Raw genomic sequence first — 24,716 nt, forward strand, 5'->3', positions numbered from 1 at the left:
CTACCTCCTGTAAACCACGCCGACGAAGAATTCCGTCTCGCGGTAGCTCTGCCCCACGGCATCGCTGGTACGCCGCTCGCGTGCGGCCGATACATGCCAGCTCCAGTGACGATTCCACTGCTGGCCCAGGTCCAGGCCGACGCGCACGGTGTTGTCGCGACGGGCGATGGTGTCGTATTGCAGTTTCTCGGCCGTGGCAAAGCCGGTAAGTGTCAGCGTCGGATCAATGCGGTAGCCCAGGCCCACGCTCAGGTCGCGCGCGGTCTGGTCGAAGGTCTGGTCGCCGATGTAGCGCAGGCGGCTGAACGATGGCGACACCGTGAGGTTGATGCGCTCGGAGCGCCAGTTCCAGGTGCCTTCGACGCGGCGTTCCTTGTACACCTGCGAACCGATCACGGCGCTGCCTACGCCGATGCCCGACGTCACGCCACGCCCCAGCCCCGACGTATTGGCAAAGGGGTCGATGGACTCCACGCGGTCGGCCGCACCGGCGCTGGTGTACACGCCCGGCGTGGTGATCATGTCCTGCGCCGCATCGGCGTACTGGTAGGTGCCGCTCAGTGTGAAGTTGTTGCGCGGTGTCGGCTGCCAGCCCAGGCGTGCGCGGAACAGCGGCGCCGAGGTATCCCGGCCGCCATCGAACGACAGCTGCGTACCGCCCAGCACCACGTCCGCATCGAAGCGCGCCAGCGTGCTCGTGTAGCGCAGATACGCTTCCTTTCGATCGTAGTCGGCGCTGGATGGCTGGTTGTCGAAGTGGATGCGTTGCAGTTCGACGTTGCCGGAGACCTGGTCGGTAGGGCTCAGGTCGCGGAACAGGCGGAAAGCCAGCAATCCGCGTTTGGAATCGAACTCGTCCACCTTCGACGCGTAACTGTTGATGTAGCGCAGCTCGATCTGCCCCCGCGCCGCATCGCCGAAGCGCATGCGCAGCGTGGGGCCGGCCACCAGCACGTTGGTCTGCTGCTGGTTATTGGGCGAATTGCTGGCGAGCTGGTCCACCGGCTGCACGCCGGCATAGTCTTCGACCGAGAAATCCAGGCGATCCGGCAGCATGGTCCAGTTGGCCTGCCCCGCCAGCTGGGTCTGCGCTTGCGAATCGAAATGGTTGTCGAGGTATTTGCGGTACTCGAAGGTGCCGGTGATATTGGCCTGGAAGGTCGAACCCTGCTGGATGAACTGGAAGGTGCCACCTGGCGTGAACACGTTCTCGCTGATGGGCTGGCTGGACGACAAAGCGATGTTGTTGCTGTGTTCCAGGCCGGCATACAGCGTGTAATCGAGCGTGCCCGCCGTTGCCAGGGCGGGTGCGGTCGCCAGCGCGAGCACGATGGCGCGGGCTAGCCTTGTCGATGCCATGTTTCCTCCCCGGGCCCCTGCCAAGGCACGGACCGCCTTCACGGCGTCTGGTTGAAAACCACGCCGGCAAATTTGGCGGGATCGAAGTTGGCGATGGCCTGGTTGATGGCTGCCGGCGTATCGCGGCCGTAACCCGCCACCAGCACCACCACGTCGGCGAGATCCGCCAGGATGCGCGCATCGGGCGAGCCTTTGACCGGCGGACCGTCGAGGAAGATGTAGCGATCGGAATAACGGCAGCGCAGCGAATCGAGCACCGCGCGCATGCGGAACGACGAGAAATACTCGCCACCGTTCTCCCGCGACGTGCCGGAGGGAATCAGGCGAAGGCGTGGCACGCCCGTGTGGTACATGATCGAGGCGATGCCCCGCGACGGGTGTTCGAGGAAGTCGATGAGGCCGCCGGTGGAGGGCTCCACGCCGAAGGCCTTGTGCTGGTTGGGATAGCGCAGGTTGCAGTCCACCAGCAGGCTGGTCTTGGCTTCGTCGAAGGCGAAGGCCGTGGCGAGGTTGCGCGCCACGAAGCTTGCTCCCGAACGGGGACTCACGGCCACCACCAGGGTCACGAAGTTGCCCTCGCCGCCCAGTTCCAGCAGGCGCGTGCGGATGCCACGGAATGCATCGGACTGCTGCCGGACGGAATCCTCGCGATGGATGAGCCGCTTGCGCTCGCAGTCGATGGGCGCCAGCGCGTGGCTTTCCTCGCGCATGCGGGCGATGGAGTGCCCGGGCGGTATCTCGTCGGTCGCCACGGTGAATTCGGCGGGATCGATGGCGGTCTTGGTCATGGTTCAGCCCTTCATCCGGATAAGGAACAGCACCAGGTAAACCGCGGCGACACCCAGCACGATCAGCACCAGGGTCAGGTTGCGGACATGGTCCCGGCGACGGTCGCCGGGCGTGGGATAGAACGGCACGCTGGCCAGCACGGGATAGCCGATGGCCTTTTCCACCTGCGCTGCCGAGCGAACGCGGGGGTCGAAGCGCACCACCGCGAACAGCAGGCCGAAGGGAATCGCCAGGGAAAGCACCAGCCCGGCGATGCCGAAATGCAGGAAACGCAGGCCCGAAGGCACCAGTGGCAGGATCGCCGGGTTCTGCACGAGGAAGGTCAGGCCACGCTGTTCGGCATCGAGGTTCATCGACACGCGTGCGTTTTCACGGCGCTTCAGCAGATCCTGGTAGACGTCGCGGTTCACGGTGTAGTCGCGGGTCAGCTCAGCCGTGACGTTCTCGGAATTGGCGATGCGCTTGCTGCGTTCCAGTTCGGATTGCAGCATCGATTCGCTGGCCGACACGCGAGCGGCACTCGCAGCGGCATCGCCACGCACGGTGGCCAGCTGCACGCGCATCTGCTGGTAGACGGGGTTGAGCGTGGTGGCACGATCCACCGCCATGGGCGAACCGGCTACCCGCTGGGCATCGGCGGCCTGCATCTGCCGGCGCACGTCATCCATCTGGTGACGGATGCGCACCACATCGGGGTAATCCTCGGTGTAGTTGAGCAGCAGCTTGTCGAGCTGGCCTTGCAGGTCGGCCAGTTCCGTCTGGTAGATGCCGCCTACGGTCTGCACGGCATTCACTTCGGACTCGCCGCTCAGCTGGCCCGACAGTGCCGCCGCCTGCGACTGCTTCTGCATGTAATCCATGCGATTGGTTTCGATCTGCGTGCGCAGCTGGCTGATCCGCGAATTGGTGTCGATCTCGCTGCCGGGGCGTGCATCGGGATTCGCGTCGCGATAGGACTTCAGCTTGTCTTCGGCATCGGTGAGCTTGCCGCGATAGGCCTCGACCTGGCTGTTGATGAATTCATAGGCCTCGCGGCTCTCACGCTGCTTCGATGCCAGGCTTTCGCTGATGAAGAGCTGACCGAAAGCGCGCGTGACGTCGTAGGCACGGCGCGGCTCGGAATCGAAATAGCTGATGGTGATGAGGTTGTCGCTGTTGTTGACGATCTTCGTGCGCGACTTGATGCCTTCGATGATCTTGTCGTGCTCCAGCGGCGACAGCTTCGAGGCATCCCAGCCGCCCGTGGCCATCACCTGCTCCAGCACCTTGCGGCTGAAGATCACGTCACGCGCGATGCCGGCACGGTTCTTGTTCGCCGTGGCGGTAGCGGCACCTTCCATCAATGGGGTGATGATGCTGGTTTCCTGGGCCAGGATGGTCACCGAGGCTTCGTACTTCTTCGGCCACAAGAGGCCGATCGCCAGCGCCAGCAAGGCGATCACGGCGAAGGTCACGCCCATCGTCATCCGCCAGCGGCGCGCTTCGCCAGCCAGGGCGGGCAGCATGCCCGCGAACGGAACCAGTTCACCACTCATCGAAGACCCCTTGCACCCGTCTGCCGGGCTTCATCAGAAAGCGCGCTGTGGCACCGTGATCACATCGCCCGGTTGCACCGGGTAATTGCTGGCCAGGTCGCCCTGCTGGAGGATCTTCTCCAGGCGCACGGAATAAGACTGCGTCGTTCCGCCCGTGCCGTGCCGGTACAGCTCGGTGCGGTCGGGTGCGGCGAATTCGGTGGTGCCGCCAGCGGCCAGCACGGCATCAAGCACCGTCATGCCCTGGCGATATGGCACGGAAATGGGGCTGCGCACGGCACCGGTCACGCGCACGCGAGACAGGTATTCGTGACTGCGCAGCTCGGTGAGGATCACCGCCACCTGCGGATCGCGGATGTATTGCGCGAGCTTCTGCTGGATCTCCGCCGCTACCTGGTCGGTACTGCGTCCGCCGGCGGCGACATCACCCACCAGCGGCACGGTGACCTTGCCATCCGGCCGCACGGGCACGCTTACGCTGAGGTCCGGGTTATGCCAGACGGTGACCTGCAACTGATCGTCGACGCCGATCTGGTAGGCGTCCACCATCGTGGCGCTGGCGTCCTGTTTCGGAGGTGGAAGGCTGCTGCCTCCCGTGGCACAGGCGCCAAGCATGACGGCTGCGATGAGTACGGCGACGCGATCCCAACGCTTCATGACAACCACCTACCCCTGTGACTTCGCTCGACCGGTATCGTCTTTCCGATAGACCATGGCGTCCATTCGACAGCCCGCCTATGCCGTTCGACCGAAGGCGAAACAAAGGCAGATGCGAGACCCTGACCGCACATGGACTACCGGCAGTACCACTTTCGTCTTGGACTACGCGAGCCGACTTCTGCATCCCGCCATCCAGTCGCTGCTGCTTGGCGTGCTGGCGCTGGTCTTCATCGGCTGGCGACGACCCCGTGCGGGCGCAGCCTGCGCGGTCGTGGCGCTGGGGTGGATCTGGGTGGCTTCGACGCCTGCGTTTGCCCTGTGCCTGCGCGACGGATTGCTGGTGGCGTCACCGGTAGAGCCTGCGCGGGTGCAGGCCATCGTGGTGCTGGGCGGGGGGAAACTGCCGGTGATGACGATGCCGGCGGATAGCCGGGCTGGTACGGCGTTGCGGTTATGGACCGAAGGGGAGGCGCCACTCCTGCTCGCTTCCGGCAGGGACCAGGCCGATGATCTCATGCGGCGGTTCATCCGGGCGGGCGTGCCGGCCGTGGCGCTCAGGTCGGAAAGTGGCAGCGAGAATACACACGAGAATGCGATGGCGTCGGCGGCGATCCTGAAGGCCAACGGGGTCGATGCGATCGCACTGGTGAGTTCGGATATTCATCTGCGCCGGGCCGCGGGGTGTTTCCGGCAGGCCGGGCTGGCGGTGAGGCCGGTTGCGGCAGACGAGGGGCATGGGCTGCTGGAGCATGCGCCGGCGTGGTTGCCGAGGCGGGATGCGTTGACGCTGACGGCGCGCAGCCTGCGGGAGTATGTGGCCGTGTGGGTTTATCGGCGGCGGGGGTGGATGGGGTGAGGGGTGTGTCGGGAGGGTGACGGCGGTTGGGGCGTTTTGTCTTTACCGGTCGCGCGCGAGGCGCGCTCCTACATAAGCATCCGTAGGGGACAACGCACCAACCTGCCGCTACTTGTCTTCCTTCTCAATCTGCAAGGTCGTCTTCCCATCCCGCCGGATCAGCCCCGGCCCGAACTGGGTCACCTTGGCATCCTTCAACACCACGGTGTAATCCTGCCGGCCGAAGGAAAAACGCGACGGCCGCCGGTCCAGCCAGCTCAACACCTCGTAGCCGATCATGGAACGATCGGAATCGGGCTTGCCCAGGCGATCGATGACCTCGTCACGGTCGGTGCCGACGTCCAGTTTCGACATCTTGCTCGTCATACCCTGGCACCCCGTGAGGGCCAAGGCGACAAGGGCCAGGGCGATCGCTCGTTTCATCCCAAATCCCCGCTGAATAAGGCATTCAGCGAATGTTAGCCCAGGCCCGCAGACACATGCGACCCCATGAAGAGGGTCAGCGGCTCGATGTGGGCGCGGGCGCCTGTCCCACGGGCTTGCCCTGGGTGTCCAGCGGGCGGCCCTGAGCATCCACGCTATGACTGGCCGCGTCGTCCACACGCTGCGTCACGCCCGTGGCGGGCTGCACTGGCGCCATGCCACGCTCCGTGGCACCTGCACTGGACACCGGGTGCACCGGGGCGGCCGCAGGATTGGGCTGGTCCGGATTCGCGGGCTGCGCCGGGCTGGGGGGCCTCACCGGCAGGCCCGGACGTGAAGGGCTCAAGGGATGTGCCTGCTGGGCGGGTTGACCCGGTACACCAGGATGACCCGGCTGCACCTGCGGTGCAGGGCTACCCGGCGGAACAGGCTGCACACCGCCGGCCGGCGGCGCCTGCTGGGCCATGGCAGCACCGGCGATCAGCCCCGTCATCATCAGGGAAGCAAGGATGCGCATCGGCGTTCTCCATGCGCCGCGATGGCGACGCTTGACGTTCAGACCGTAAAAGCCACCATGTGAAGCCCCCGCCTGCCCGGCGTACCCGACCTGGAGACATCCGCATGCTGTTCGCGCTAGCCCTGGCCCTCGCCGCCGACCATGGATTCGACCAGCGCGTGCACACCGCGAAAGCCCTGGAGACCAGGCCCGAAGGCAAAGCCTGGCAGGGCGCCCTGTGGGACCACATAGGTAATCCGGCCACCGACGCCCTGCGCAGCTGCATCCTGAGCAATGCACCGGCAGACAAGCGCCCCTTCACGCTCGTGGCCACCGTGGGCGCGGATGGCCGCAGCAGCGAGGTGGCCGTGAGCCCACAGACACCGGTAGCCGGCTGCTTCGCCGGCCAGTTCGCCACCTGGACCCTGCCGGTGCCCCCGAAGGCACCGGCACCCTATCCCATCGAGATCGACGTCACGATGGACAAGTAAGCCCGGTCAGCTGAGTTCGTCGGGATGCGGGCCCATGCGCTTGCCCGCATCGAGCTTCGCGATGGCGGCCATGTCCTCGTCGGACAGCTGGAAACCGAACACATCGATATTGGAGCGGATGCGCTCCGGCGTGGCCGACTTCGGGATCACCATGTGACCCAGCTGCACATGCCAGCGCAGCACCACCTGGGCAGGCGACTTGTCGTGCTTCTTCGCCAGTGCCACCAGCGTGTCGTTCTTCAGCAGATCACCGCCCTGCCCCAGCGGGCTCCAGGCTTCGGTGATCACCTTGTGCTTGCGGTTGGCTGCGACGACATCGTTCTGCGCAAAATCCGGATGCACCTCGATCTGGTTCACCACGGGCGTGACGCCGGTTTCGCGGATGATGCGTTCGAGATGACCGGGCTGGAAGTTGGACACGCCGATGGAACGGATACGCCCTTCCTCGCGCAGGCGGATGAAGGCTTTCCAGGTATCCACGTAACGATCATGCTTCGGCACGGGCCAGTGGATGAGATACATGTCGAGATAATCGACGCCGAGCTTTTTCACGCTGACATCGAACGCGCGCAGGGTCGAGTCGAAACCCTGTTCGCTGTTCCACAATTTGGTGGTGAGGAAGATATCGCTGCGTGCCACGCCAGCGCGCTCGATGCCCTGGCGCACGCCTTCTTCATTTTTGTAGATGGCCGCGGTGTCGAGCGAGCGATAGCCTGATTTCAGCGCCGTATCGACGGCCCTGGCCGTTTCGTCATTCGGAATCTGGAAGACACCGAACCCAAGCTGCGGCGCCTTGTGGCCGTCATTGAGGTCGAGAAGCGGTACGGCATGCGTCATGCCAGGTCTCCTTCGTTGTATGCCATCCATCATCATGAAGCACCCCCCGCATGCAGACCGTGACGGTTATGTAGGAGCGTGCTTGCGCGCGACCGGTGGAACGGGAGCGATGATGGGCCGCGCCATGAACGGTCGCGCGCAGGCGCGCTCCTACAACCTATTCGCACCACGACCCCGCATCCCTGTAGGAGCGTGCTTGCGCGCGACCGGCGAAACGGGAGCGATGATGGGCCGCGCCATGAATGGTCGCGCGCAGGCGCGCTCCTACAACGCATTCGCACCACGACCCCGCATCCCTGTAGGAGCGTGCTTGCGCGCGACCGGCGAAACGGGAGCGATGATGGGCCGCGCCATGAACGGTCGCGCGCAGGCGCGCTCCTACAACGTATTCGCACCACGACCCCGCATCCCTGTAGGAGCGTGCTTGCGCGCGACCGGTGGAACGGGAACGGTGATGGGCCGCGCCATGAACGGTCGCGCGCAGGCGCGCTCCTACAACATATTCGCACCACGACCCCGCATCCCTGTAGGAGCGTGCTTGCGCGCGACCGGTGGAACGGGAGCGATGATGGGCCGCGCCATGAATGGTCGCGCGCAGGCGCGCTCCTACAACACGCCGCGATCACGATGGGCAGAGGAGGCCTCTGTCGCCTCTGCAACGCCACGTATGGGTGCCGATGCGAGGCTGATAGGCGAGCCCTTCCTACGGAGCGACGCACCACATGGGCTGGGTTCCTACGGAGCGCAACATCGCCGAGGCGATTGGCTCCCACACCTTCGGTAGGGAAGCCCCTTTCAGCTGGCGACGCAGCGTTTCAGACGGTCGCGCGCGAGGCGCGCTCCTACAGGGGTTTTTAGTCTTGGCGGGTGGCGTAGTGGGTTTCTACGTAGTTGTCGAGGATGGCGACGAATTCGTCGGCGATGTTGTCGCCGCGCAGGGTCAGGGACTTTTCGCCGTCGATGAACACCGGTGCCGAAGGGGCTTCGCCGTTGCCCGGCAGCGAGATGCCGATGTTCGCGTGCTTGGATTCGCCCGGACCATTCACCACGCAGCCCATGACAGCCAGGGTGAGGTTCTCCACGCCGTCGTATTTCACGCGCCATTCCGGCATGCGCTCGCGTACATGGCCCTGCACCGTCTTCGCCAGCTCCTGGAAGAACTCGCTGGTGGTACGGCCGCAACCCGGGCAGGCCGTGACCAGCGGCGTGAACGCGCGCAGGCCCATCGTCTGCAACAGCTCCTGCGCGACGATGACCTCTCCCGTGCGCGACTGGCCCGGTTCCGGCGTGAGCGAAATGCGGATGGTGTCGCCGATGCCCTCCTGCAGCAGCACGGCCAGCGCGGCGCTGGACGCCGTGATGCCCTTGGAACCCATGCCGGCCTCGGTAAGGCCCAGGTGCAACGCGTAGTCGCCACGCCGGGCGAGATCGCGATACACCGCGATGAGCTCCTGCACGCCCGATACCTTGCACGACAGGATGATGCGGTCGCGCGGCAGGCCGAGATCCTCGGCGCGCGCCGCGGAATCCAGCGCGGAACGGATCAGGGCCTCACGGGCCACGTGACCGGCATCCCACGGATTCGCACGCTGCGAGTTCTCGTCCATCAGCGCCGCAACCATCGACTGGTCGAGCGAACCCCAGTTGGCGCCGATGCGCACGGGCTTGCCGTAGCGGATCGCCATCTCGATGATCGAGGCGAACTGGGCATCCTTCTTCTTGCCGAAGCCCACGTTGCCGGGATTGATGCGGTACTTCGCCAGCGCCTCGGCGCAGGCCGGCTCGCCTTCGAGCAGCTGGTGGCCGTTGTAGTGGAAGTCGCCGATGAGGGGCACCGAGACGCCCATCATGTCCAGTCGCTCGCGAATACGCGGCACCGCGGCGGCGGCGGCCGGCGTGTTCACGGTGATGCGCACCAGCTCCGAACCGGCACGGGCCAGCTCGGCCACCTGCTTCGCGGTGGATACCGGGTCTTCGGTATCCGTATTGGTCATCGACTGGACGACGACGGGCGCGCCGCCACCGACCTTCACGCGGTCGATTTCGACACCGGTGCTGGGGCGGCGGGCGCCGGCTTCCGCGGGACGCGGGCGGCTGGAAAGGTCTTCGGTCATGTCCGGCATTTTAGCGCATCGGAATGACCGGCCGGCGACTCAGCAGGGCGCGGATCACGCCCTTTCGTACAGTTCCAGCGGCAGGTCGTCCGGGTCGGCGAAGAAGGTGAACCGCTGCCCGGTGTACTCATCCACCCGGATCGGTTCACAAACCACCCCATGGACGGCCAGCGTGGCCACGGCGGCGTCGATATCGTCTACGGCGAAGGCCAAGTGGCGCAGGCCCTGGGCCTCCGGTCGGGACACCCGCGCCGGGGGCGACGGAAACGAGAACAGCTCAACCTGCACGCCCGGACTCACCTCCAGGTCGAGTTTCCAGGAGTCGCGGGCCTCGCGATACACCTCGTGGACGACCTTCAGGCCCAGGGTTTCGGTATAGAACGCCTTCGACCGCGTGTAGTCGGAGCAGATGATGGCGACATGATGGATGGCGCGGAGCATGGTCAGGCCTCGGAAAAAGGAAAAGCGAGCACGTCGGCGATGGCGTCGGTGTCGGCCAGCACCATGAGCAGGCGCTCCACACCCAGCGCCACGCCGGCGCAACCGGGCATGGCGTCGAGCACGGCCAGCAGGTTCTCGTCGATGGGCACCTCCGGCACACCGCGCTCGCGGCGTACGGCATTGTCGCGTTCGAAGCGCGCGCGCTGCTCGGAGGCATCGTTGAGCTCGTGATAGCCATTGGCCACTTCATAACGGCCCACATAGGCCTCGAAGCGCTCGGCCACCGGTGGATCGTCGTGGCGGATACGCGCCAGCGCGCACTGGCTGGCGGGAAAATCGGAAACGATGGTGATGCGGTCGCGCGGGAACGACGGCTGGATGCGATGGGTCATCAGCAGGTCGAGCCAGTCGTCGCGACCCAGGCCCTCGCCATCGAGGCCGATATCGCCCAGTGTTTCCCGCAGCCGCTCCACCGAATCGGTGAGCGCGTCCACGCCCAGCGCATCGTGGAAGAGTCCGCGATACGTCGTCTCGACCACGTCGAACGTGCGTCCGGCCTGCAACAGCAACTGCTCCAGCAGGTCGATCACCTCGCGCGACAGGCGCGCCTCGTCCCAGCCCACGCGGTACCACTCCAGCATGGTGAATTCGGGATTGTGCCGGCCACCGGCCTCGCCGTCGCGGAACACGCGGCCCAGTTCGTAGCAATCGCCCACGCCTGCCGCAAGCAGGCGCTTCAGCGGAAATTCGGGCGATGTACGAAGCCAGCGCTCGCGGGCGCCGGCATCCACGTGGCCCGAAAAACGCGTGCTGAAACTCTGGATGTTCGGATCGGTGTTACCTGCGGCGGACAGGATCGGCGTCTCCACTTCCAGCACGCCACGCGCCGCGAAAAATGCACGGATGCGTGCATAGGTATCCGCGCGCAGGCGCAGGTTTTTCAGCGCATCGCTCACGGTGCGACTCCATGCGAGGCCAGCAACGCGATCAGGTCATCTTCGGTTTTTACGTCGATGCCGAGTTCGTTGGCCTTGTCGAGCTTGGAGCCGGCCGCTTCGCCCGCGAACACCGCCGTGGTTTTCTTCGACACCGAGCCTGCCACCTTGGCGCCCAGCGATTCGAGCCGTTCGGTGGCGTCGTCACGCTTGAGTGTCGCCATGGTGCCGGTGATCACGTAGGTGTGGCCTTCCAGCGGCAACGCCGATACGGATTTGGCCGGCAGCGCATCGAGCAATGCGCGCATGGCCTTGTCGTTGGCATGCAGTTCGGACGCATGGTCGGCCAGGTGAGCCGAAAGATTGGATGCCGCGGCCTGCGGCACGCCGGCGACGATCCACTGGTGTTCGCCCGCCTTGATGAGCGCATCGAGGCTGGCGTAGTTCTTCGCCAGGATCGCCGTGCTCTTGGGGCCCAGCTTCGATACGCGCGCCGAATCGAGCAGTACATCCAGGCCCAGGCGCTCGCGCAGCTTGGGCGATGGCTGGCCTTCGTCGGAGAAGGTGATGCCCGCCTTCAGCAGGTCGTCCACCACCTTCTCGTTGCCTTGCTGCGCGAAGAACGCGGCGATGGATTTCGCCACTTCGTCACCGATATCCGGCAGCACGCGCAACACGGGGGCGGGCGTGCGACGGACCACCTTCAGCGAACCCAGCCATGTCGCCAGTGTCTTGGCCGTGCTTTCGCCGATATGCATGATGCCCAGTCCGAACAGAAAGCGCGGCAGCGTGGATTTCTTGCTGGCCTCGATGGACTCCACGAGGTTCTCGGCCCACTTGGTGGCCACCTTGCCCTGCTTCACCGTTTCCGGCGTGGTGCCGTCGCGCTCGTCGGCGCGGCGCTTCATGTCGACGAAGCGCTCCACGGTGAGCGCATACAGGTCGGCCGGCGTCTTCACCATGTCGAACTCGACCAGCGCATCGACGAAGCGGTCGCCCAGGCCGTCGATATCCATCGCACGACGCGAGGCAAAGTGGATGATCGCCTCCTTGCGCTGCGCGGCGCAGATCAATCCACCGGAACACCGGTAAGCCGCCGCCCCCTCTTCGCGCAGCAGCGCCGAACCGCAGACCGGACACGTGGCGGGCATGGCCCAGGCCACGGTCTTCGCCGGACGGCGCTCTTCCACCACGCGGGCAACCTCGGGAATCACGTCACCAGCGCGACGCACGATCACCGTATCGCCTACGCGCACGTCGAGGCGAGCCACCTGGTCGGCGTTGTGCAGCGTGGCATTGGTGACGGTGACACCACCCACCTGCACGGGGGCAAGACGGGCCACGGGTGTGGCGGCACCCGTGCGGCCGATCTGGATCTCGATGCCCTCCACCGTGGTCATCTGCTCCTGCGCGGGATATTTGTGGGCAATGGCCCAGCGCGGTGCGCGCGAAACGAAACCCATCTCCTGCTGGCCTTCGTAGTCGTCGAGCTTGTAGACCACGCCATCGATGTCGTAAGGCAGGCTGTCGCGTTTCTCGCCGATGCGGCGGAAATAACGGATGAGGCCTTCGAAGCCCTTGGCCGTGGATACCTCGGGCGATACCGGAAAACCCCATTCGCGCAGCTTCGCCAGCGTGGCCGAGTGCGTGTCGGGCAGTTCGCCGCCTTCCACGCGGCCCACCGCATAGGCGAAGAAGGCCAGCGGACGCTTCGCCGTCACCGCCGGATCGAGCTGGCGCAGCGAGCCTGCGGCACCGTTGCGCGGGTTGGCCAGGGGCTTGTCACCGGCCTCACGGGCGCGTTCGTTGAAAGCCTCGAAAGCGGCGCGCGGCATGATGACCTCGCCGCGCACTTCCAGCACGCGCGGCCAGTCGTTGCCGCGCAAGCGCAACGGCACGGCCTTCACCGTGCGCAGGTTGGCGGTGACATCTTCACCCACGGCACCATCGCCGCGCGTGGCGCCCTGCACGAAGACACCGTCCTGGTAGAGAAGGCTGATGGCGAGGCCATCGAGCTTGGGCTCGACCGAGAACACTGGCTGCGCCCGACCCAGTGTCTGCTCGATGCGACGCTCGAAGTCGGCCACTTCGCGATATTTTTCGCGATCGGTGTTGCCCTCCTGCTCGAACGCGTTGCCCAGCGACAGCATGGGCACGGCATGCGTGACTTCGGCAAAGCCGCCATGCGCACGGGCACCCACCCGGCGCGTGGGCGAATCCAGAACGGCCAGATCGGCGTACTGGCGCTCCAGTGCCTCCAGCTCGCGCATGAGGCGGTCGTACTCGGCATCGCTGATGTCCGGCTCGTCGAGCACGTGGTAGCGATAGTTCGCATCTTCGATGCGGCGACGCAGGTCGGCGGCGCGTTCGACGGCTTCGACGGGAGCGATGGCTTGGGACATGTGGAGGATCCGTGATGGATGCGTCTGGCGGAGACAACCGACAACTGTCGGCCGATGTCGTTCCAAATGCAAGGGAGCCGATGAGCCGCGTGGGCTATAATGCCCGGTACCATGCCCCTCGACGACGTCATCGACAATCCCGACCGAACCGACGTACACCCGCTTCCCTCCGACCGGCCGGCACTCGCACCCGCTCAACCGTCCAGCCGGGCGCGTTACCGGGGGCTTATCTGGCTGGTCTCGGCCGCCTTCTTCATGCAGGCGCTGGATTCCACCATCGTGAACACCGCCGTACCGGCCATCGCCGGCGCGCTGGATGTCACGCCGCTGAGCATGCGCACCGCCCTCACCTGCTACGTGCTGACGCTAGCCGTGTTCATCCCGATGAGCCCCTGGCTGTGCGACCGCTTCGGCACGCGCCGTGTATTCGGCGGGGCGATTCTCGTGTTCTCGCTGGGCTCGCTGCTGTGCGGCCTGGCGCAGAGCCTGCCGCAGCTTGTGATGGCGCGCGTGATCCAGGGGCTGGGCGGTGCGGCGCTGATGCCCGTGGGGCGCTATGTGCTGGTGCGCAGCATCGACCGGCGCGAATTCGTCAGCTCCATGACTACCGTCGCCACCTTCGGCCTGCTGGGTTCGGTGTTCGGGCCCTTGCTGGGCGGTGCGCTGGTGGAGTTCACCAACTGGCGGCTGATCTTCCTCATCAACGTGCCGGTTGGCATCGTGGGCCTGCTGCTGAATCGCCGCGAGATGCCGGAGTACCGCCTCGATCGCGCGAATCCTTTCGACACCTTCGGCTTCCTGCTGTTTGCCGGCGCCTCTGCACTGATGCTCATGGCCGCGGAAACGGCGGGCGGTGATGGCCACTGGTTCATGGTGGGCGGTTATGCGCTCGCCTCCATCGGCCTCGGCGCGCTGTATGCGCGACACAGCCGGCGCGTGGCGCATCCGGTGAGCGACCTCTCTTTGCTGCGCGTGCGCAGCGTGTGGGTGTCGCTGGCCGGCAACCTGTTCACCCGGCTGGGCGTGTCGGGCATGTACCTGCTGCTGGTGCTGTTTCTGCAGATCGGCTGCGGCTGGTCACCACTGGCGGCCGGCATGATGATGGTGCCGCAGGCGCTGGGCTCCATCGCCGTGAAGCCCTTCATCGACCGCCTGCTCACCCGCTTCGGCTACCGTCGCCTGCTGCTGGGCAACACCATCGGCGTGGCGATCGTGCTGTGTGGCTTCGCCCTGCTCTCGCCTGCCTCGCCCACCTGGCTCATCGCCTCGTACGTGGGCGTGTACGGCGCCATCATGTCGATCCAGTACACCTCGATGAACACGCTGGCCTACGTGGACCTCGATGTCCGCTACGCCTCGCAGGCCTCGTCGATGGCATCCACGGCGCAATACCTGTCGATGAGCTTCGGCATCGCCATGGCCTCGCTGCTCATGGCCGGCTTCCTCGACAACCGCGATGCCGGTGCCTATGTGCACGCCTTCCGCTGGTCCGTGGTCATCCTGGGCATGATCACGCTGGCGGCCAGCTGGATCTTCAGCCGCCTGCGCGACACGCGGCCGGGGACGACTCCCGGCTGACCCGCTTCACGGGTTACTCTCGGAACCGGCGCACTTCCTGCGCCGCTGTTCCGGGACACCTCCATGCACGACTCCGCGGGCATCCTGCTCACGCTTTTCATCATCTTCGTCGCCGCACAGATCGGCGGCGAAATCGCCCAGCGCCTGCGCCTGCCCTCGGTCGTGGGCGAAATCGCCGCCGGCTGCGTCGTCGGTCCCTCGGCGCTGGGCTGGGTATCGCTACCCGATATCGCCACTGGCACGCCGCTCGACGTGCTGGCCGAAATCGGCGTGATCCTCCTACTTTTCTCAGTCGGCCTGGAAACACGGCTCGACGATCTCAAGCGCGTGGGCACCAGTGCCTTCCTCGTCGGCGTCCTCGGCGTGCTGCTGCCCTTCGGCCTCGGCGCCCTCTGGGCGCATGGCTCGGGTTTCGACTGGATCCGCTCGATGTTCGTGGCGGCCGCCTTCGTCGCCACCTCGGCAGGTATCACGGCGCGCGTGCTCCAGGAACTGGGGGTGCTGCAACGCCAGGAAGCCCGCATCATCCTCGGCGCGGCCGTGATCGACGACATCCTCGCCATGCTGCTGCTGGGCGTGGTCTCGTCGCTCCAGGGCGGCGGTTCGGTCGACGTGGGCAGCCTCGCCGGCACCCTGCTTGGCGCCGTGGGCTTTGTCGCGGTGATCGGCTGGGGCGGCACGCGCGTGATGCGGCGCGGCTCGGGCTGGCTCGATAAACCCAGCAGCCCGATGTCGGCGCTGGGCATCGTGCTTGCGCTGTGCCTGGGCCTGGCCTACCTGTCCATGAAGTTCCACCTGGCCGCGATCATCGGCGCCTTCCTTGCAGGCATGATCGCCTCGGAAACCCGCCAGCGGCACCAGCTGGAAGAACAGACCGCACCCTTGCTGGCCTTCCTCACGCCGTTCTTCTTCGTCGTCACCGGCGCCAAGGTCAATCTTGCCGAGCTGGCCAACGCCAGTGCGCTGGGCATGCTCGCGGTGGTTACGCTGATTGCCGTGGTGTCGAAGCTGGCCGGTGGCTTTCTCGGCGCCATGCGCCTCGGAAGGCGCGGCGCCACCATCGTGGGTTTCGGCATGGTGCCGCGTGGCGAGGTAGGCGTGGTGATCGCCAGCCTCGGGCTGGCAGCCGGCGTGTTCGACGAGAAGATCTACGCCGTGATCGTGGCAATGTCGTTGCTCACCGCCATGATCACGCCGCCTGTGCTCGCCCTGTTGCTCAAGGAGCGGAACGCAGGTTCTGGTACGCCGTAAGCGCGGCCTCGCGCGTTTCCTTCAGGTCTACCAGCGGCGCCGGGTAGCCGCAGCGCTTCAGGAATGCCTCGTCTTCCCACGGTGCGTGGACGAGGCGGCCCGGCGCCTTCGCCAGTTCGGGCACCCAGCGGCGGATGTAGCTGCCGTCGGGGTCGAATTTCTCCGACTGGGTCACCGGGTTGAAGATGCGGAAATACGGCGCGGCATCCGCGCCACTGCCCGCCACCCACTGCCAGCCCATCGCGTTGTTCGCGAGGTTCGCATCCACCAGCGTGTCCCAGAACCACTTCTCGCCCAGCAGCCAGTGCTGGCGGAGGTTCTTGGTAAGCAGGCTCGCCACGAGCATGCGCACGCGGTTATGCATCCAGCCGGTCGCCCATAGCTCGCGCATGCCGGCATCCACGATAGGGATGCCGGTGAGGCCGCGTTTCCAGCGACGCAGCGCATGGGCGTCGCGCTTTGCCCAGCGGAAGCCGTTGAAGCGCGGGTTGAAGTTTTCGGTAGGCGTTTTCGGAAAGTGATAGAGCAGATGGTGGGCGAATTCACGCCAGCCCAGCTGGCGCAGATAGGGCTCGATGTCGGCACCGTTGCGACGTCGGGCCAGTCGCTCGCGCAGCCCTGAGGCGATCTGGCGCGGCGTGATCTCACCCCAGTGCAGGTGTGGCGACAGGCGCGAGGTGCCATGGCGTGCCGGCAGGTCGCGCCCTTCCGGGTAGTGGCCTACCGCGTCGTCGGCGAACAGGTCCAGCATGTCGGCGGCGCCCTGCTCGCCCGGAGTCCATTCGGCAAAACCGCCGGCCCAATCCAGTTCGGGAAGCAGGCCGAAATCGTCCAGCGATGCCGAGCGAGGCAGGCTGGCGAGCCGCAGGGGCGAAGGCACCGGCATGGGGTCACTGCTGTCGATGCGCGGCCGCAGGTTGCGCCAGAACGGCGTAAACACCTTGTACGGTTCGTCCTGTTTTGTCGCCAGTTCCCAGGGTTCGCACCAGAGGGAGCCGTTGAGGACATGGACCTCGATGCCGTCGTCTTCGAGCGCCTTGATGACCGCCGCATCGCGACGCAGCGACAGGGGCTCGTAAAGACGATGGAAGTAGACCGCCGAGGCGCCGCTGGCTTCGATGGCGGCGCGCAGTGCTTCGAGGCTGGGGCCGTACAGCAGCTGCAAGGCGCCATGATGGCGATGCAGGGAGGCATCCAGCGACGTCAGCGAGTGGTGCTGCCACCAGCGGCTGGCCGCCCCGGGTGCCCAGGCACCGTCCTCGTCGGGAGCGTGGATGTAAATCGGCAGGATGCGCTCGTGTGCCGCCATGGCGGCGGCGAGCGCGGGGTGGTCGGCAAGGCGGAGGTCGCGACGGAACCAGACGATGGCAGTGCTCATCGGCGTAGTATCCACGGTGTCCGTGCGGGAAGTGAGAATTTTGCTCGCTTTCGGTTCAGTCTCCATGGTTAGACTTGGGGGCGTACACGGCAGATCCCCAGACCGTGAGATAAGGAGACATCCCGATGAACCTCAAGACCGTCCTAGGCTTCCCCATGGCCGCCCTTCTCGCCACGGCGATCGCCGCTCCCGCGTCGGCTGCAACGCTCACCCGTCCCGATGGCATCTACGTGCGCTGTGACCAGTGCGGCGTCGTGCAGAGCATCGACCACAATATCACCCAGGGCCGTGACCACGGCACGGCCGGTGCCGTCATCGGCGCCATTGCCGGCGGCGTGCTCGGCAACCAGGTCGGCAAGGGCAAGGGTCGTCTCCTGGCTACCGCCGGCGGCGCGGTAGGCGGCGGCTTCGCCGGCAATGCCATCGGCACCGGTGGTGGCAGCGAGAGCTACACCCTGCGCCTGAAGATGGGCACCGGCGGTTACACCAACGTGCAGGTCAAGGATGCCTCGGCGATTCGCAATGGCGACATCGTTGTCGTGGACGAACAGGGCAACGTCAGCCGCGTGCAGTAAGCCGCAGTTAATGGTGCTGAAAGAAAAACGCCCCCCCTCGGGGGCGTTTTTCGTTGGCCCGTCCCCTGTAGGAGCGCGCCTTGCGCGCGACCGGTACGAAGCGGAAACGATTCGCCCTGGACCGGTCGCGCGCGAGGCGCGCTCCTACAGGGGCATTGTCGAGGCGCGCTTCTACAGGTGGGCCAGGCTGATGACGAAGTCCAGGAGGGCGCGGGTCTTGGCCGGTACGTGGTGGCGGGAGGGGTAGTAGGCGTAGAGGGGGAAGCGGTGGTCTGACCAGTCGGGAAACAGGTTGATCAGGCGTTTTGCCGCAAGATCGTCCCCGATGCCCAGTTCGAAGAGCTGGCCGATGCCCAGGCCGGCCAGGCAGGTGCTGTGCAGCGTGCCCGGATCGTTCAGGGTGAGCATGCCGTGCGGCCGGACTGTCATCTTCCGGCGCCCGTGCTGGAACTCCCACGGAAACGGACGACCCGTCACCGGCTCCCTGAACTGGATGCAGCGGTGGTGCTCCTGTTCGAGGTCGTGCGGGTCTTTCGGGTGACCGAAACGCTTCAGGTAGGCAGGCGACGCCACCGCCAGCACATGCGTATCGAACAGCTTGCGTGCCACCAGTGACGAGGGCTGTGGATGGCCGAAGCGAATCGCCAGGTCGAAACCATCCGCGACCAGGTCGCCCAGTTCGTCCTTGCTGCGCAGTTCGATTTCCAGTTCGGGATGGGTGTCCATGAAGCTGCCGAGCTTCGGCCCCAGCACGAGCTGCGCGAACAAGGGATCGACATTGACCCGTAAGCGCCCGCGCACCTTGCGCGCGTCCCCCGCTGCATTGCCCGTGGCTTCCGCCAGCGCGGCAATCAGCGGCATCACCTGCTCGTAGAACCGCCGCCCCTCGTCCGTGAGACGGACCGAGCGCGTCGTACGCTCGAACACGCGGATGCCGATACGCGACTCCAGCCGCGCAATGGCCTTGCTGACGCCCGAAGGCGACATGTCCAGGACCTCCGAGGCGCCGCCGAAGCTGCCCGTGTCCACCACGGCGGACATGACGTCCACGCCCTCCAGCAACTGGGTGCTCAGCTCTCGCATTGGTGACTCACAGGCATCAATCAAGTTCCTTTCATGCTATCGCAAGTCGGTGCCCTGCGACGCACCATTTCCCTGCACCGCGACACGCGAACCGCCCGCCGGGCGGCCGTGCACCTGCTCGCGATTTTCCTTGTCTACCGCTATGGATCTCCCCATGGATTTCACCGCCACCGCGCCGGATGCGTCGACATCCCGGCCTGATCTTTCCACGTTGCGCAGCGTTGCCGCGATCCTCGCCCTCACACTGGGCTGCTTCTGCTTCGTCAGCACCGAGCTCATGCCGGTCAGCGTCTTGCCTGCGATGGCCGAAGGCCTGCATGTATCACTGGGCGAAGCGGGTTACCTAGTGAGCTGCTTTTCCTTTGTGGTGGCACTGACCGCCACGCCCCTGACCGGCCTGCTCGGCAACATCCATCGCAAGGCCTTGATGACCAGCCTGCTGGCAATTTGCTGCCTCGGCAACCTCGTCACCTATCTCGCCCCGGGTTACGGCGTCGTCTTGCTGGGCCGCGTGCTCGTGGCCGCTGCCATCGGCGTGTTCTGGTCCACGGCGGTGGTCACGGCCGTGCATCTGGTGTCGCCGAAACATGCGATACGTGCCACATCCACGGTCTTCGGTGGCGTGTCGCTGGCAACGGTGCTGGGCATTCCTGCCGGCACGCTCATCGGCCAGCATGACGGATGGCGAGCCGTGTTCGCCGCGCTTTGCATGCTGAGCCTGGGTGTGTTCGTTGCACTGGCGTGGTCGGTGCCGGCCGTGCGCCTGCCGCAGGCGCCGATCCGCGGTGCGCTGCGCTCTATTTTCCGACACCGCCCGCTGCTGGCGATCTTCGCCACGACGGCGCTGATCGTTACCGGTAACTTCCTCGCCTATACGTACATCACGCCGTATCTGGAAGAAGTGGCGCACCTGTCGGCGACGCAGGTCAGCCTCATGCTGCTGGTCTACGGCGTGGCCGGCGTGATCCTCAACTTCGCCATCGGCCCGTTCGCCGCCAGGTCGTTGCGCGCCTGCCTCGTGGTCGTCACGGTGATGATGGCGGTGAGCCTCGCATGGATGAACCTTGCCGCGACGAGCCACGCCACGACGATGGCCGTGCTTGCGCTGTGGGGCGCTTCGTATGGCGCACTTCCCGTGCTGTTGCAGACATCCGTGTTCAAGGAAGCCTCCACCATGGAGGGCACCGAAAACGCTGCCACCTCCATCAGCGTGGCGGTGTTCAACGCCGCCATCGGCCTGGGCGCGCTGTTGGGCGGCCTGCTCATCAATGCCGTGGGGCCTGGCGTGATTCCGGGGCTGTCGGCCGTGTTCGTCGTGGCTGCGCTGGTCGTGATCCTCATCGGGCGCCGACGCGCATGACGTCATCGGGTGCGGGAGAGATTCCGCACCCGCTCCGCGATGCCGTCGTAGAACGCTTCGGGCAACACGGCACGCACCGGCACCCGCCACCAGTTGGCGCGCGCGAAAGCCCTGCATTTCACGGCATCCTTGTCCGTCATCAACACGGGGCAGCCATCGGCGAAGATGAAATCGTCGCGGGTAAATGCGTGGTGGTCGGCAAAGGGATGCCCATCTACTGCGATGCCTTGCACGGCAAGGCTGGCGAAGAAACGCGCCGGGTTGCCGATGCCGGCGACGGCATGCGCGGGGCGCCCTGCGAAATCCGTGAGCGGCGCCGTCAGGGTCGGATCGTCCATGTTCACGGCGACGCCGCCTTCGAGGGTCATCGACACTTCGCCCTGCGCAGGACTGCCGCCGTTGACCACGATGTAATCCACGTCGCGCAGGCGTTCCACGGGCTCGCGCAGCGGGCCGGCCGGCAGCAGGTGCCCGTTGCCAAGGCGCCGCTCGCCGTCGATCACGCAGATTTCGAGATCGCGGCCCAGGCGGTAATGCTGGAGGCCGTCGTCGGCCAGCACGAGATCGCAGCCCATCTCCACCAGCAGGCGGGCCGCCTCGGGACGCTCCCTGCCGATGGCGACGGGAATACCGTTCTGCCGGATGAGGCAGGGTTCGTCGCCGACCTTTGCGGGACTGTCGTCCTCGCTCAGCAGATAGGGGCCGCGTTCGCTGCCGCCATAGCCGCGGCTCACCACGCCCGGGACGAAGCCGCGGGCGCGCATGGCCTGCGCCAGGGCGACGATCAAGGGCGTCTTGCCCGTGCCCCCCAGGGTAATGTTGCCGACGACCACGACGGGTACCGGCAAGTGAACGACGCGCGACGCATCGTCGCGAAAACCTTCTGCCCGGCGCCTCACGACGTAGCGATACAGGGCTTCGAGCGGACGCGTCCACAAGGGGGGCGCATCCCCCCGGTACCAGCGACGCGTCAGCGCATCCCCCAGGGCCACGGGGTCAGTTTCCCGTGGCCTGCTCGTGGAACTGCATGCGGTGCAGCGCGGCGTACTGGCCGCCGATATCCAGCAGCTGGCGATGCGTGCCCAGTTCGATGATGCGGCCCTGCTCCATCACGGCGATCTGGTCTGCATGCTCGATGGTGGAAAGACGGTGGGCGATCACCAGCGTGGTGCGGTCGCGCATGAGGCGGGTCAGCGCATCCTGGATCAGGCGCTCCGATTCCGTATCCAGCGCGCTGGTGGCTTCGTCGAGCACGAGGATCGGCGCGTTCTTCAGGATGGCACGCGCAATGGCGATGCGCTGGCGCTGGCCGCCGGAGAGCGAGTTGCCACCCTGGCCGATCTGCGTATGCAGGCCCTGCGGCAGGCGCTCGATGAATTCCATCGCGTTGGCGGCCTTCGCCGCCTCGATGATGTCCGCCTCCGAGGCGCCGGCCATTTCGCCGTAGGCGATATTGGCGGCGACGGTATCGTCGAACAGCACCACGTGCTGGCCTACCCAGGCGATCTGCTTGCGCAACGAAGCCAGCGTGTACTGCGCGTAGTCGCGACCGTCGATGAGGATCTTTCCTCCCGAAGGCTCGTAGAAGCGCGGTAGCAGGCTGACGAGGCTGGACTTGCCGCTGCCCGAACGACCCACGAGGGCCGTGACCGTGCCCGGTGCGCAGACCAGATCGACGCCACGCAGGGCCACGTGGTCGTTGCGCTCGTAGATCAGCTGCACGCCTTCGAAACGGATATCACCGCGCGTGCGTACGAGTTCCTCGGTGCCATGATCGACTTCCGGCGGCTCGTCCATGATGGCGAAGAGATCTTCGGCCGCCGTCACGCCACGTTGCAGGCTCGACTGGATGCCGGCAAGACGCTTCAGCGACGGCAGCATGCCGCCCATGGCGGTCAGCACCGACGTGAATACGCCAGGGGTGATGCTGTTGAGCACGTCGGGCCGCGTGCCGAGGAACACCAGGGTCGCCAGCGCCACGGCACCCGTGGTCTGGATCGTGGCGCTCGACATCGCACTGGTGGAGTTCACCTTGAGATTGAGGCGACGCTGGCGCTCGGCGACTTCACCGAAACGCTGGGTCTCGTGTTCCTGGCCGCCGTAGATACGCACTTCGCGATTGGCGGCGACCGCCTCTTCCACGGCACTGGTGACCGTGCCCATGTTGCCCTGGATGCGCTTGCTGATCTTGCGGTAGCGACGGCTGATGACCGTGACGATCGCCACGACGCAAGGCACCAGCACCAGCAGCGCCATCGCAAGATAGGCACTCTGGTAGAGCATGACGCACAGCATGCCGGCCACGGTGAGGCCTTCGGTGATCGCCACCTTCAGCGAATCGGCGGAGGCCGAGGCCACCTGTTCGCTGGTGTAGGTGATGCGCGAGATCTGCTGGCCCGAGGGCTCTTTCGCGAAGAACGCGGCGGGCAGACGCAGGTAGGCCGCGAATACATCGACGCGAATGGCCTGCACCACGTTGCGGCCGACGTAGGCGATGCCGTAGTCGGTGGCGTAGGAGGCAAAGCCGCGCACGCTGAAGATCGCCACGATCCAGATCGGCATCCAGAAGATCGTGTAGGGATCCTTGTCGACGAACAGGTTGTCGATCAGCGGCTTCAGCATGCCGGTGAACAGCGACAGGCAGATCGGGTCGATGATCATGCCGACGATGGCGATGTAGCCTGCCGTGCGGAAACGGCGGGTGTAGGTCAGCAGGCGCTTGTACGTCTGCCAGGTCTGGCGATCCCAGACCGACACTTTCTTGGTGGCGCTCACTTGCCTTGTGCCTCGCTGGGCGTCGTCGCGATGGACAGGCGGGTAAAGCCCAGCTGTCCCAGCGCATCCATGGCGCGGACGACATTCTGGTGCGGCGTCATGGCATCGGCGCGGATCACCACCAGGCGGCTGCGATCACTGCCGGCCGCGCGCTCGATGGCGGTCTTCAGGGATTCCACCCCTTCGCCCGGCACCTCGTCGCTGCCCACCGCGTAGTGGCCGTCACGGTCCACCACGAGATTGAGTGCGTTGTCGGTGGCTTCGCGGGCTTCGGCATCGGCCTTGGGCAGGTTCACCTTCAGGCGCGAGTGCTCGATGAATGTGGTGCTCAGCACGAAGAACATCAGCAGGGTCAGCAGGACGTCGATCAACGAAATGACGTTGATCTCGAAATCGTCTTCACGACGGGAACCGATGCGCATGGATCAATCGGCCTGCGCAGCCGCGGCTTCCGGCGTGGCGGTACGACGACGCGGCGCCGTGCGCGGGGCCGAGAGATCGTCGAGCAGGGCCGTGGCCTCTTTTTCCATCTGCACCACGTAGCCGCCCACCTTCGAGCGGAAGTAACGGTGCAGCACGTAGGCCGGGATGGATACGACCAGGCCGAAGGCGGTGCAGATCAGCGCTTCGCCGATGCCGCCGGCCATCTTCGTGGGGTCGCCGATGCCGCCGGCCATCACGTTGAGAAACATCCGAATGAGGCCGATGACCGTGCCCAGCAGGCCGAGCAGCGGGCCGATGAGGGCGATGGTGCCCAGGGTGTTCAGGTAGCGCTCCATGCGGTGGACCACATGGCGGCCGGTGTCCTCGATGCGCTCCTTGATGATGTCGCGCGGGCGATCGCGCACGGCCAGCGCGCCGGCAAACAGCTCGCCCAGCGGCGAACCCTTCTCAAGCGCCGCCAGGTGGGCCGCATCGAGCTGCGCCGAGCGCGCCCACTGGCGCACTTCGGCGCCAAGGCCCGGAGGAAGCACGGCCGCACGACGCAGGGCCCAGAAACGTTCGAACACGATCGCCAGGGCGACCAGGGAGCAGACGAGGATGGGCAACAGCGCCCAGCCACCAGCCAGAAGGATCTCGAGCACGTGAACCCCGGAGGTACCAATTCAGGCGGGCATGATAGCAGGGCCCGCCCTCGGGACTGCGCCGCCCTTCACAACCCGGGCCGCAAGCCCCCGGGGCTGTTGTAGGAGCGCGCCTCGCGCGCGACCGGCGCGGGGCAAGTGATTCGCCCTGGACCGATCGCGCGCAGGCGCGCTCCTACAACGCGATGTGAGGCCCGGGCGCCCCTGCAACCGGACACCCGACAGCCCTGTAGGAGCGCGCCTCGCGCGCGACCGGCGCGGAGCGAGTGATTCGCCCTGGACCGGTCGCGCGC

At 66.0% G+C, this 24,716-nt stretch carries 23 protein-coding genes; 6 read left to right on the forward strand and 17 right to left on the reverse strand.

Annotated elements, in window-relative coordinates; genetic code table 11:
• The 4 genes from HBF25_RS04940 to HBF25_RS04955 are packed head-to-tail and all read right to left on the reverse strand — an operon-like array spanning position 1 to position 4,340.
• Complete coding sequence (locus tag HBF25_RS04940; RefSeq protein ID WP_166946825.1) at positions 1–1,359, reverse strand: outer membrane beta-barrel protein; 1,359 nt, start codon at positions 1,357–1,359, stop codon at positions 1–3.
• 38 nt (positions 1,360–1,397) lie between these two features.
• Positions 1,398–2,147: a CpsD/CapB family tyrosine-protein kinase gene (locus HBF25_RS04945; protein WP_243853046.1), complete on the reverse strand. Its 750-nt coding sequence runs from the start codon at positions 2,145–2,147 to the stop codon at positions 1,398–1,400.
• Positions 2,148–2,150: 3 nt separating this feature from the next.
• Positions 2,151–3,683 carry an XrtA system polysaccharide chain length determinant gene (locus HBF25_RS04950; protein ID WP_166946826.1) on the reverse strand — a complete coding sequence of 511 codons (1,533 nt, stop codon included), beginning with the start codon at positions 3,681–3,683 and terminating at the stop codon, positions 2,151–2,153.
• Between the two features lie 33 nt (positions 3,684–3,716).
• Positions 3,717–4,340 carry an XrtA/PEP-CTERM system exopolysaccharide export protein gene (locus HBF25_RS04955; protein WP_166946827.1) on the reverse strand — a complete coding sequence of 208 codons (624 nt, stop codon included), beginning with the start codon at positions 4,338–4,340 and terminating at the stop codon, positions 3,717–3,719.
• Positions 4,341–4,500: 160 nt separating this feature from the next.
• Here HBF25_RS04955 and HBF25_RS04960 point away from each other — a divergent pair, with 160 nt between their 5' ends.
• Positions 4,501–5,199, forward strand: a complete 699-nt coding sequence (locus HBF25_RS04960) for a YdcF family protein (protein ID WP_166946828.1) — start codon at positions 4,501–4,503, stop codon at positions 5,197–5,199.
• A 108-nt stretch (positions 5,200–5,307) separates the two neighbouring features.
• Here HBF25_RS04960 and HBF25_RS04965 read toward each other — a convergent pair whose 3' ends face one another.
• Positions 5,308–5,622, reverse strand: coding sequence for a hypothetical protein (locus HBF25_RS04965; RefSeq protein WP_166946829.1), 315 nt, complete (start codon positions 5,620–5,622; stop codon positions 5,308–5,310).
• Between the two features lie 76 nt (positions 5,623–5,698).
• On the reverse strand, positions 5,699–6,139 hold the full coding sequence (locus tag HBF25_RS04970) for a hypothetical protein (RefSeq protein WP_166946830.1): 441 nt from the start codon (positions 6,137–6,139) through the stop codon (positions 5,699–5,701).
• 104 nt (positions 6,140–6,243) lie between these two features.
• On the opposite strand from HBF25_RS04970, the gene HBF25_RS04975 reads away from it, so the two are divergent.
• Positions 6,244–6,609 (forward strand): peptidase C13, encoded by a 366-nt coding sequence (locus HBF25_RS04975; protein WP_208392411.1) that lies wholly within the window; start codon positions 6,244–6,246, stop codon positions 6,607–6,609.
• A 6-nt stretch (positions 6,610–6,615) separates the two neighbouring features.
• Here the strand turns inward: HBF25_RS04975 and HBF25_RS04980 are convergent, their stop codons facing one another.
• The 5 genes from HBF25_RS04980 to ligA form a co-directional block, all read right to left on the reverse strand.
• Positions 6,616–7,446 (reverse strand): aldo/keto reductase, encoded by an 831-nt coding sequence (locus HBF25_RS04980; protein WP_166946831.1) that lies wholly within the window; start codon positions 7,444–7,446, stop codon positions 6,616–6,618.
• Between the two features lie 854 nt (positions 7,447–8,300).
• Complete coding sequence (ispG, locus tag HBF25_RS04985) at positions 8,301–9,560, reverse strand: flavodoxin-dependent (E)-4-hydroxy-3-methylbut-2-enyl-diphosphate synthase (RefSeq protein ID WP_166946832.1); 1,260 nt, start codon at positions 9,558–9,560, stop codon at positions 8,301–8,303.
• 54 nt (positions 9,561–9,614) lie between these two features.
• The gene (gene gloA2 / locus HBF25_RS04990) at positions 9,615–10,001 is read right to left on the reverse strand and encodes an SMU1112c/YaeR family gloxylase I-like metalloprotein (RefSeq protein ID WP_166946833.1); all 387 of its coding nucleotides are present in this window, start codon (positions 9,999–10,001) and stop codon (positions 9,615–9,617) included.
• 2 nt (positions 10,002–10,003) lie between these two features.
• Complete coding sequence (gene epmA / locus HBF25_RS04995; protein ID WP_166946834.1) at positions 10,004–10,957, reverse strand: EF-P lysine aminoacylase EpmA; 954 nt, start codon at positions 10,955–10,957, stop codon at positions 10,004–10,006.
• A complete protein-coding gene (gene ligA / locus HBF25_RS05000; protein WP_166946835.1) occupies positions 10,954–13,338 on the reverse strand; it encodes an NAD-dependent DNA ligase LigA in 2,385 nt (794 codons plus the stop codon). The genes epmA and ligA overlap by 4 nt, the downstream gene beginning before the upstream one ends.
• Positions 13,339–13,449: 111 nt before the next feature.
• Here ligA and HBF25_RS05005 point away from each other — a divergent pair, with 111 nt between their 5' ends.
• Both HBF25_RS05005 and HBF25_RS05010 read left to right on the forward strand, forming a co-directional pair.
• Positions 13,450–14,916, forward strand: coding sequence for an MFS transporter (locus HBF25_RS05005; protein ID WP_166946836.1), 1,467 nt, complete (start codon positions 13,450–13,452; stop codon positions 14,914–14,916).
• A gap of 63 nt (positions 14,917–14,979) precedes the next feature.
• Positions 14,980–16,167, forward strand: a complete 1,188-nt coding sequence (locus tag HBF25_RS05010) for a cation:proton antiporter (RefSeq protein WP_166946837.1) — start codon at positions 14,980–14,982, stop codon at positions 16,165–16,167.
• Here the strand turns inward: HBF25_RS05010 and HBF25_RS05015 are convergent.
• Positions 16,133–17,545, reverse strand: coding sequence for a cryptochrome/photolyase family protein (locus tag HBF25_RS05015; protein ID WP_166946838.1), 1,413 nt, complete (start codon positions 17,543–17,545; stop codon positions 16,133–16,135). The genes HBF25_RS05010 and HBF25_RS05015 overlap by 35 nt on opposite strands.
• 125 nt (positions 17,546–17,670) lie before the next feature.
• Here HBF25_RS05015 and HBF25_RS22365 point away from each other — a divergent pair, with 125 nt between their 5' ends.
• Positions 17,671–18,120, forward strand: a complete 450-nt coding sequence (locus HBF25_RS22365; RefSeq protein ID WP_279588120.1) for a glycine zipper 2TM domain-containing protein — start codon at positions 17,671–17,673, stop codon at positions 18,118–18,120.
• Between the two features lie 171 nt (positions 18,121–18,291).
• Here the strand turns inward: HBF25_RS22365 and HBF25_RS05025 are convergent, their stop codons facing one another.
• Complete coding sequence (locus HBF25_RS05025; protein ID WP_166946839.1) at positions 18,292–19,203, reverse strand: LysR family transcriptional regulator; 912 nt, start codon at positions 19,201–19,203, stop codon at positions 18,292–18,294.
• 154 nt (positions 19,204–19,357) lie between these two features.
• Here HBF25_RS05025 and HBF25_RS05030 point away from each other — a divergent pair, with 154 nt between their 5' ends.
• Entirely contained in the window at positions 19,358–20,563 is a 1,206-nt protein-coding gene (locus HBF25_RS05030; RefSeq protein ID WP_208392412.1) for an MFS transporter, read from the forward strand.
• A gap of 2 nt (positions 20,564–20,565) precedes the next feature.
• On the opposite strand, the gene lpxK is transcribed toward HBF25_RS05030, so the two are convergent.
• The 4 genes from lpxK to HBF25_RS05050 are packed head-to-tail and all read right to left on the reverse strand — an operon-like array spanning position 20,566 to position 24,423.
• Entirely contained in the window at positions 20,566–21,555 is a 990-nt protein-coding gene (lpxK, locus tag HBF25_RS05035; RefSeq protein WP_166946840.1) for a tetraacyldisaccharide 4'-kinase, read from the reverse strand.
• Between the two features lie 4 nt (positions 21,556–21,559).
• Positions 21,560–23,338 (reverse strand): lipid A export permease/ATP-binding protein MsbA, encoded by a 1,779-nt coding sequence (msbA, locus tag HBF25_RS05040; RefSeq protein ID WP_166946841.1) that lies wholly within the window; start codon positions 23,336–23,338, stop codon positions 21,560–21,562.
• The gene (locus HBF25_RS05045; protein WP_166946842.1) at positions 23,335–23,760 is read right to left on the reverse strand and encodes an ExbD/TolR family protein; all 426 of its coding nucleotides are present in this window, start codon (positions 23,758–23,760) and stop codon (positions 23,335–23,337) included. The genes msbA and HBF25_RS05045 overlap by 4 nt, the downstream gene beginning before the upstream one ends.
• Before the next feature lie 3 nt (positions 23,761–23,763).
• Complete coding sequence (locus tag HBF25_RS05050) at positions 23,764–24,423, reverse strand: MotA/TolQ/ExbB proton channel family protein (protein WP_341778039.1); 660 nt, start codon at positions 24,421–24,423, stop codon at positions 23,764–23,766.
• Positions 24,424–24,716: the final 293 nt, after the last annotated feature.

Source organism: Luteibacter anthropi (genome assembly GCF_011759365.1).
In the GTDB taxonomy this organism is placed as follows: Bacteria; Pseudomonadota; Gammaproteobacteria; order Xanthomonadales; family Rhodanobacteraceae; genus Luteibacter; species Luteibacter anthropi.

Bases quoted from the DNA above. Each gene is read 5' to 3' on its own strand.
- HBF25_RS05025 (WP_166946839.1), bottom strand. From the start codon at position 19,203: ATGCGAGAGCTGAGCACCCAGTTGCTGGAGGGCGTGGACGTCATGTCC.
- HBF25_RS05030 (WP_208392412.1), top strand. From the start codon at position 19,358: ATGGATTTCACCGCCACCGCGCCGGATGCGTCGACATCCCGGCCTGAT.
- HBF25_RS05010 (WP_166946837.1), top strand. From the start codon at position 14,980: ATGCACGACTCCGCGGGCATCCTGCTCACGCTTTTCATCATCTTCGTC.
- HBF25_RS04940 (WP_166946825.1), bottom strand. From the start codon at position 1,359: ATGGCATCGACAAGGCTAGCCCGCGCCATCGTGCTCGCGCTGGCGACC.
- HBF25_RS05005 (WP_166946836.1), top strand. From the start codon at position 13,450: ATGCCCCTCGACGACGTCATCGACAATCCCGACCGAACCGACGTACAC.
- HBF25_RS04980 (WP_166946831.1), bottom strand. From the start codon at position 7,446: ATGACGCATGCCGTACCGCTTCTCGACCTCAATGACGGCCACAAGGCG.
- HBF25_RS04945 (WP_243853046.1), bottom strand. From the start codon at position 2,147: ATGACCAAGACCGCCATCGATCCCGCCGAATTCACCGTGGCGACCGAC.
- HBF25_RS04970 (WP_166946830.1), bottom strand. From the start codon at position 6,139: ATGCGCATCCTTGCTTCCCTGATGATGACGGGGCTGATCGCCGGTGCT.
- HBF25_RS05045 (WP_166946842.1), bottom strand. From the start codon at position 23,760: ATGCGCATCGGTTCCCGTCGTGAAGACGATTTCGAGATCAACGTCATT.
- HBF25_RS04955 (WP_166946827.1), bottom strand. From the start codon at position 4,340: ATGAAGCGTTGGGATCGCGTCGCCGTACTCATCGCAGCCGTCATGCTT.
- HBF25_RS22365 (WP_279588120.1), top strand. From the start codon at position 17,671: ATGAACCTCAAGACCGTCCTAGGCTTCCCCATGGCCGCCCTTCTCGCC.
- HBF25_RS04965 (WP_166946829.1), bottom strand. From the start codon at position 5,622: ATGAAACGAGCGATCGCCCTGGCCCTTGTCGCCTTGGCCCTCACGGGG.
- ligA (WP_166946835.1), bottom strand. From the start codon at position 13,338: ATGTCCCAAGCCATCGCTCCCGTCGAAGCCGTCGAACGCGCCGCCGAC.
- HBF25_RS04975 (WP_208392411.1), top strand. From the start codon at position 6,244: ATGCTGTTCGCGCTAGCCCTGGCCCTCGCCGCCGACCATGGATTCGAC.
- HBF25_RS05015 (WP_166946838.1), bottom strand. From the start codon at position 17,545: ATGAGCACTGCCATCGTCTGGTTCCGTCGCGACCTCCGCCTTGCCGAC.
- HBF25_RS04950 (WP_166946826.1), bottom strand. From the start codon at position 3,683: ATGAGTGGTGAACTGGTTCCGTTCGCGGGCATGCTGCCCGCCCTGGCT.
- gloA2 (WP_166946833.1), bottom strand. From the start codon at position 10,001: ATGCTCCGCGCCATCCATCATGTCGCCATCATCTGCTCCGACTACACG.
- ispG (WP_166946832.1), bottom strand. From the start codon at position 9,560: ATGACCGAAGACCTTTCCAGCCGCCCGCGTCCCGCGGAAGCCGGCGCC.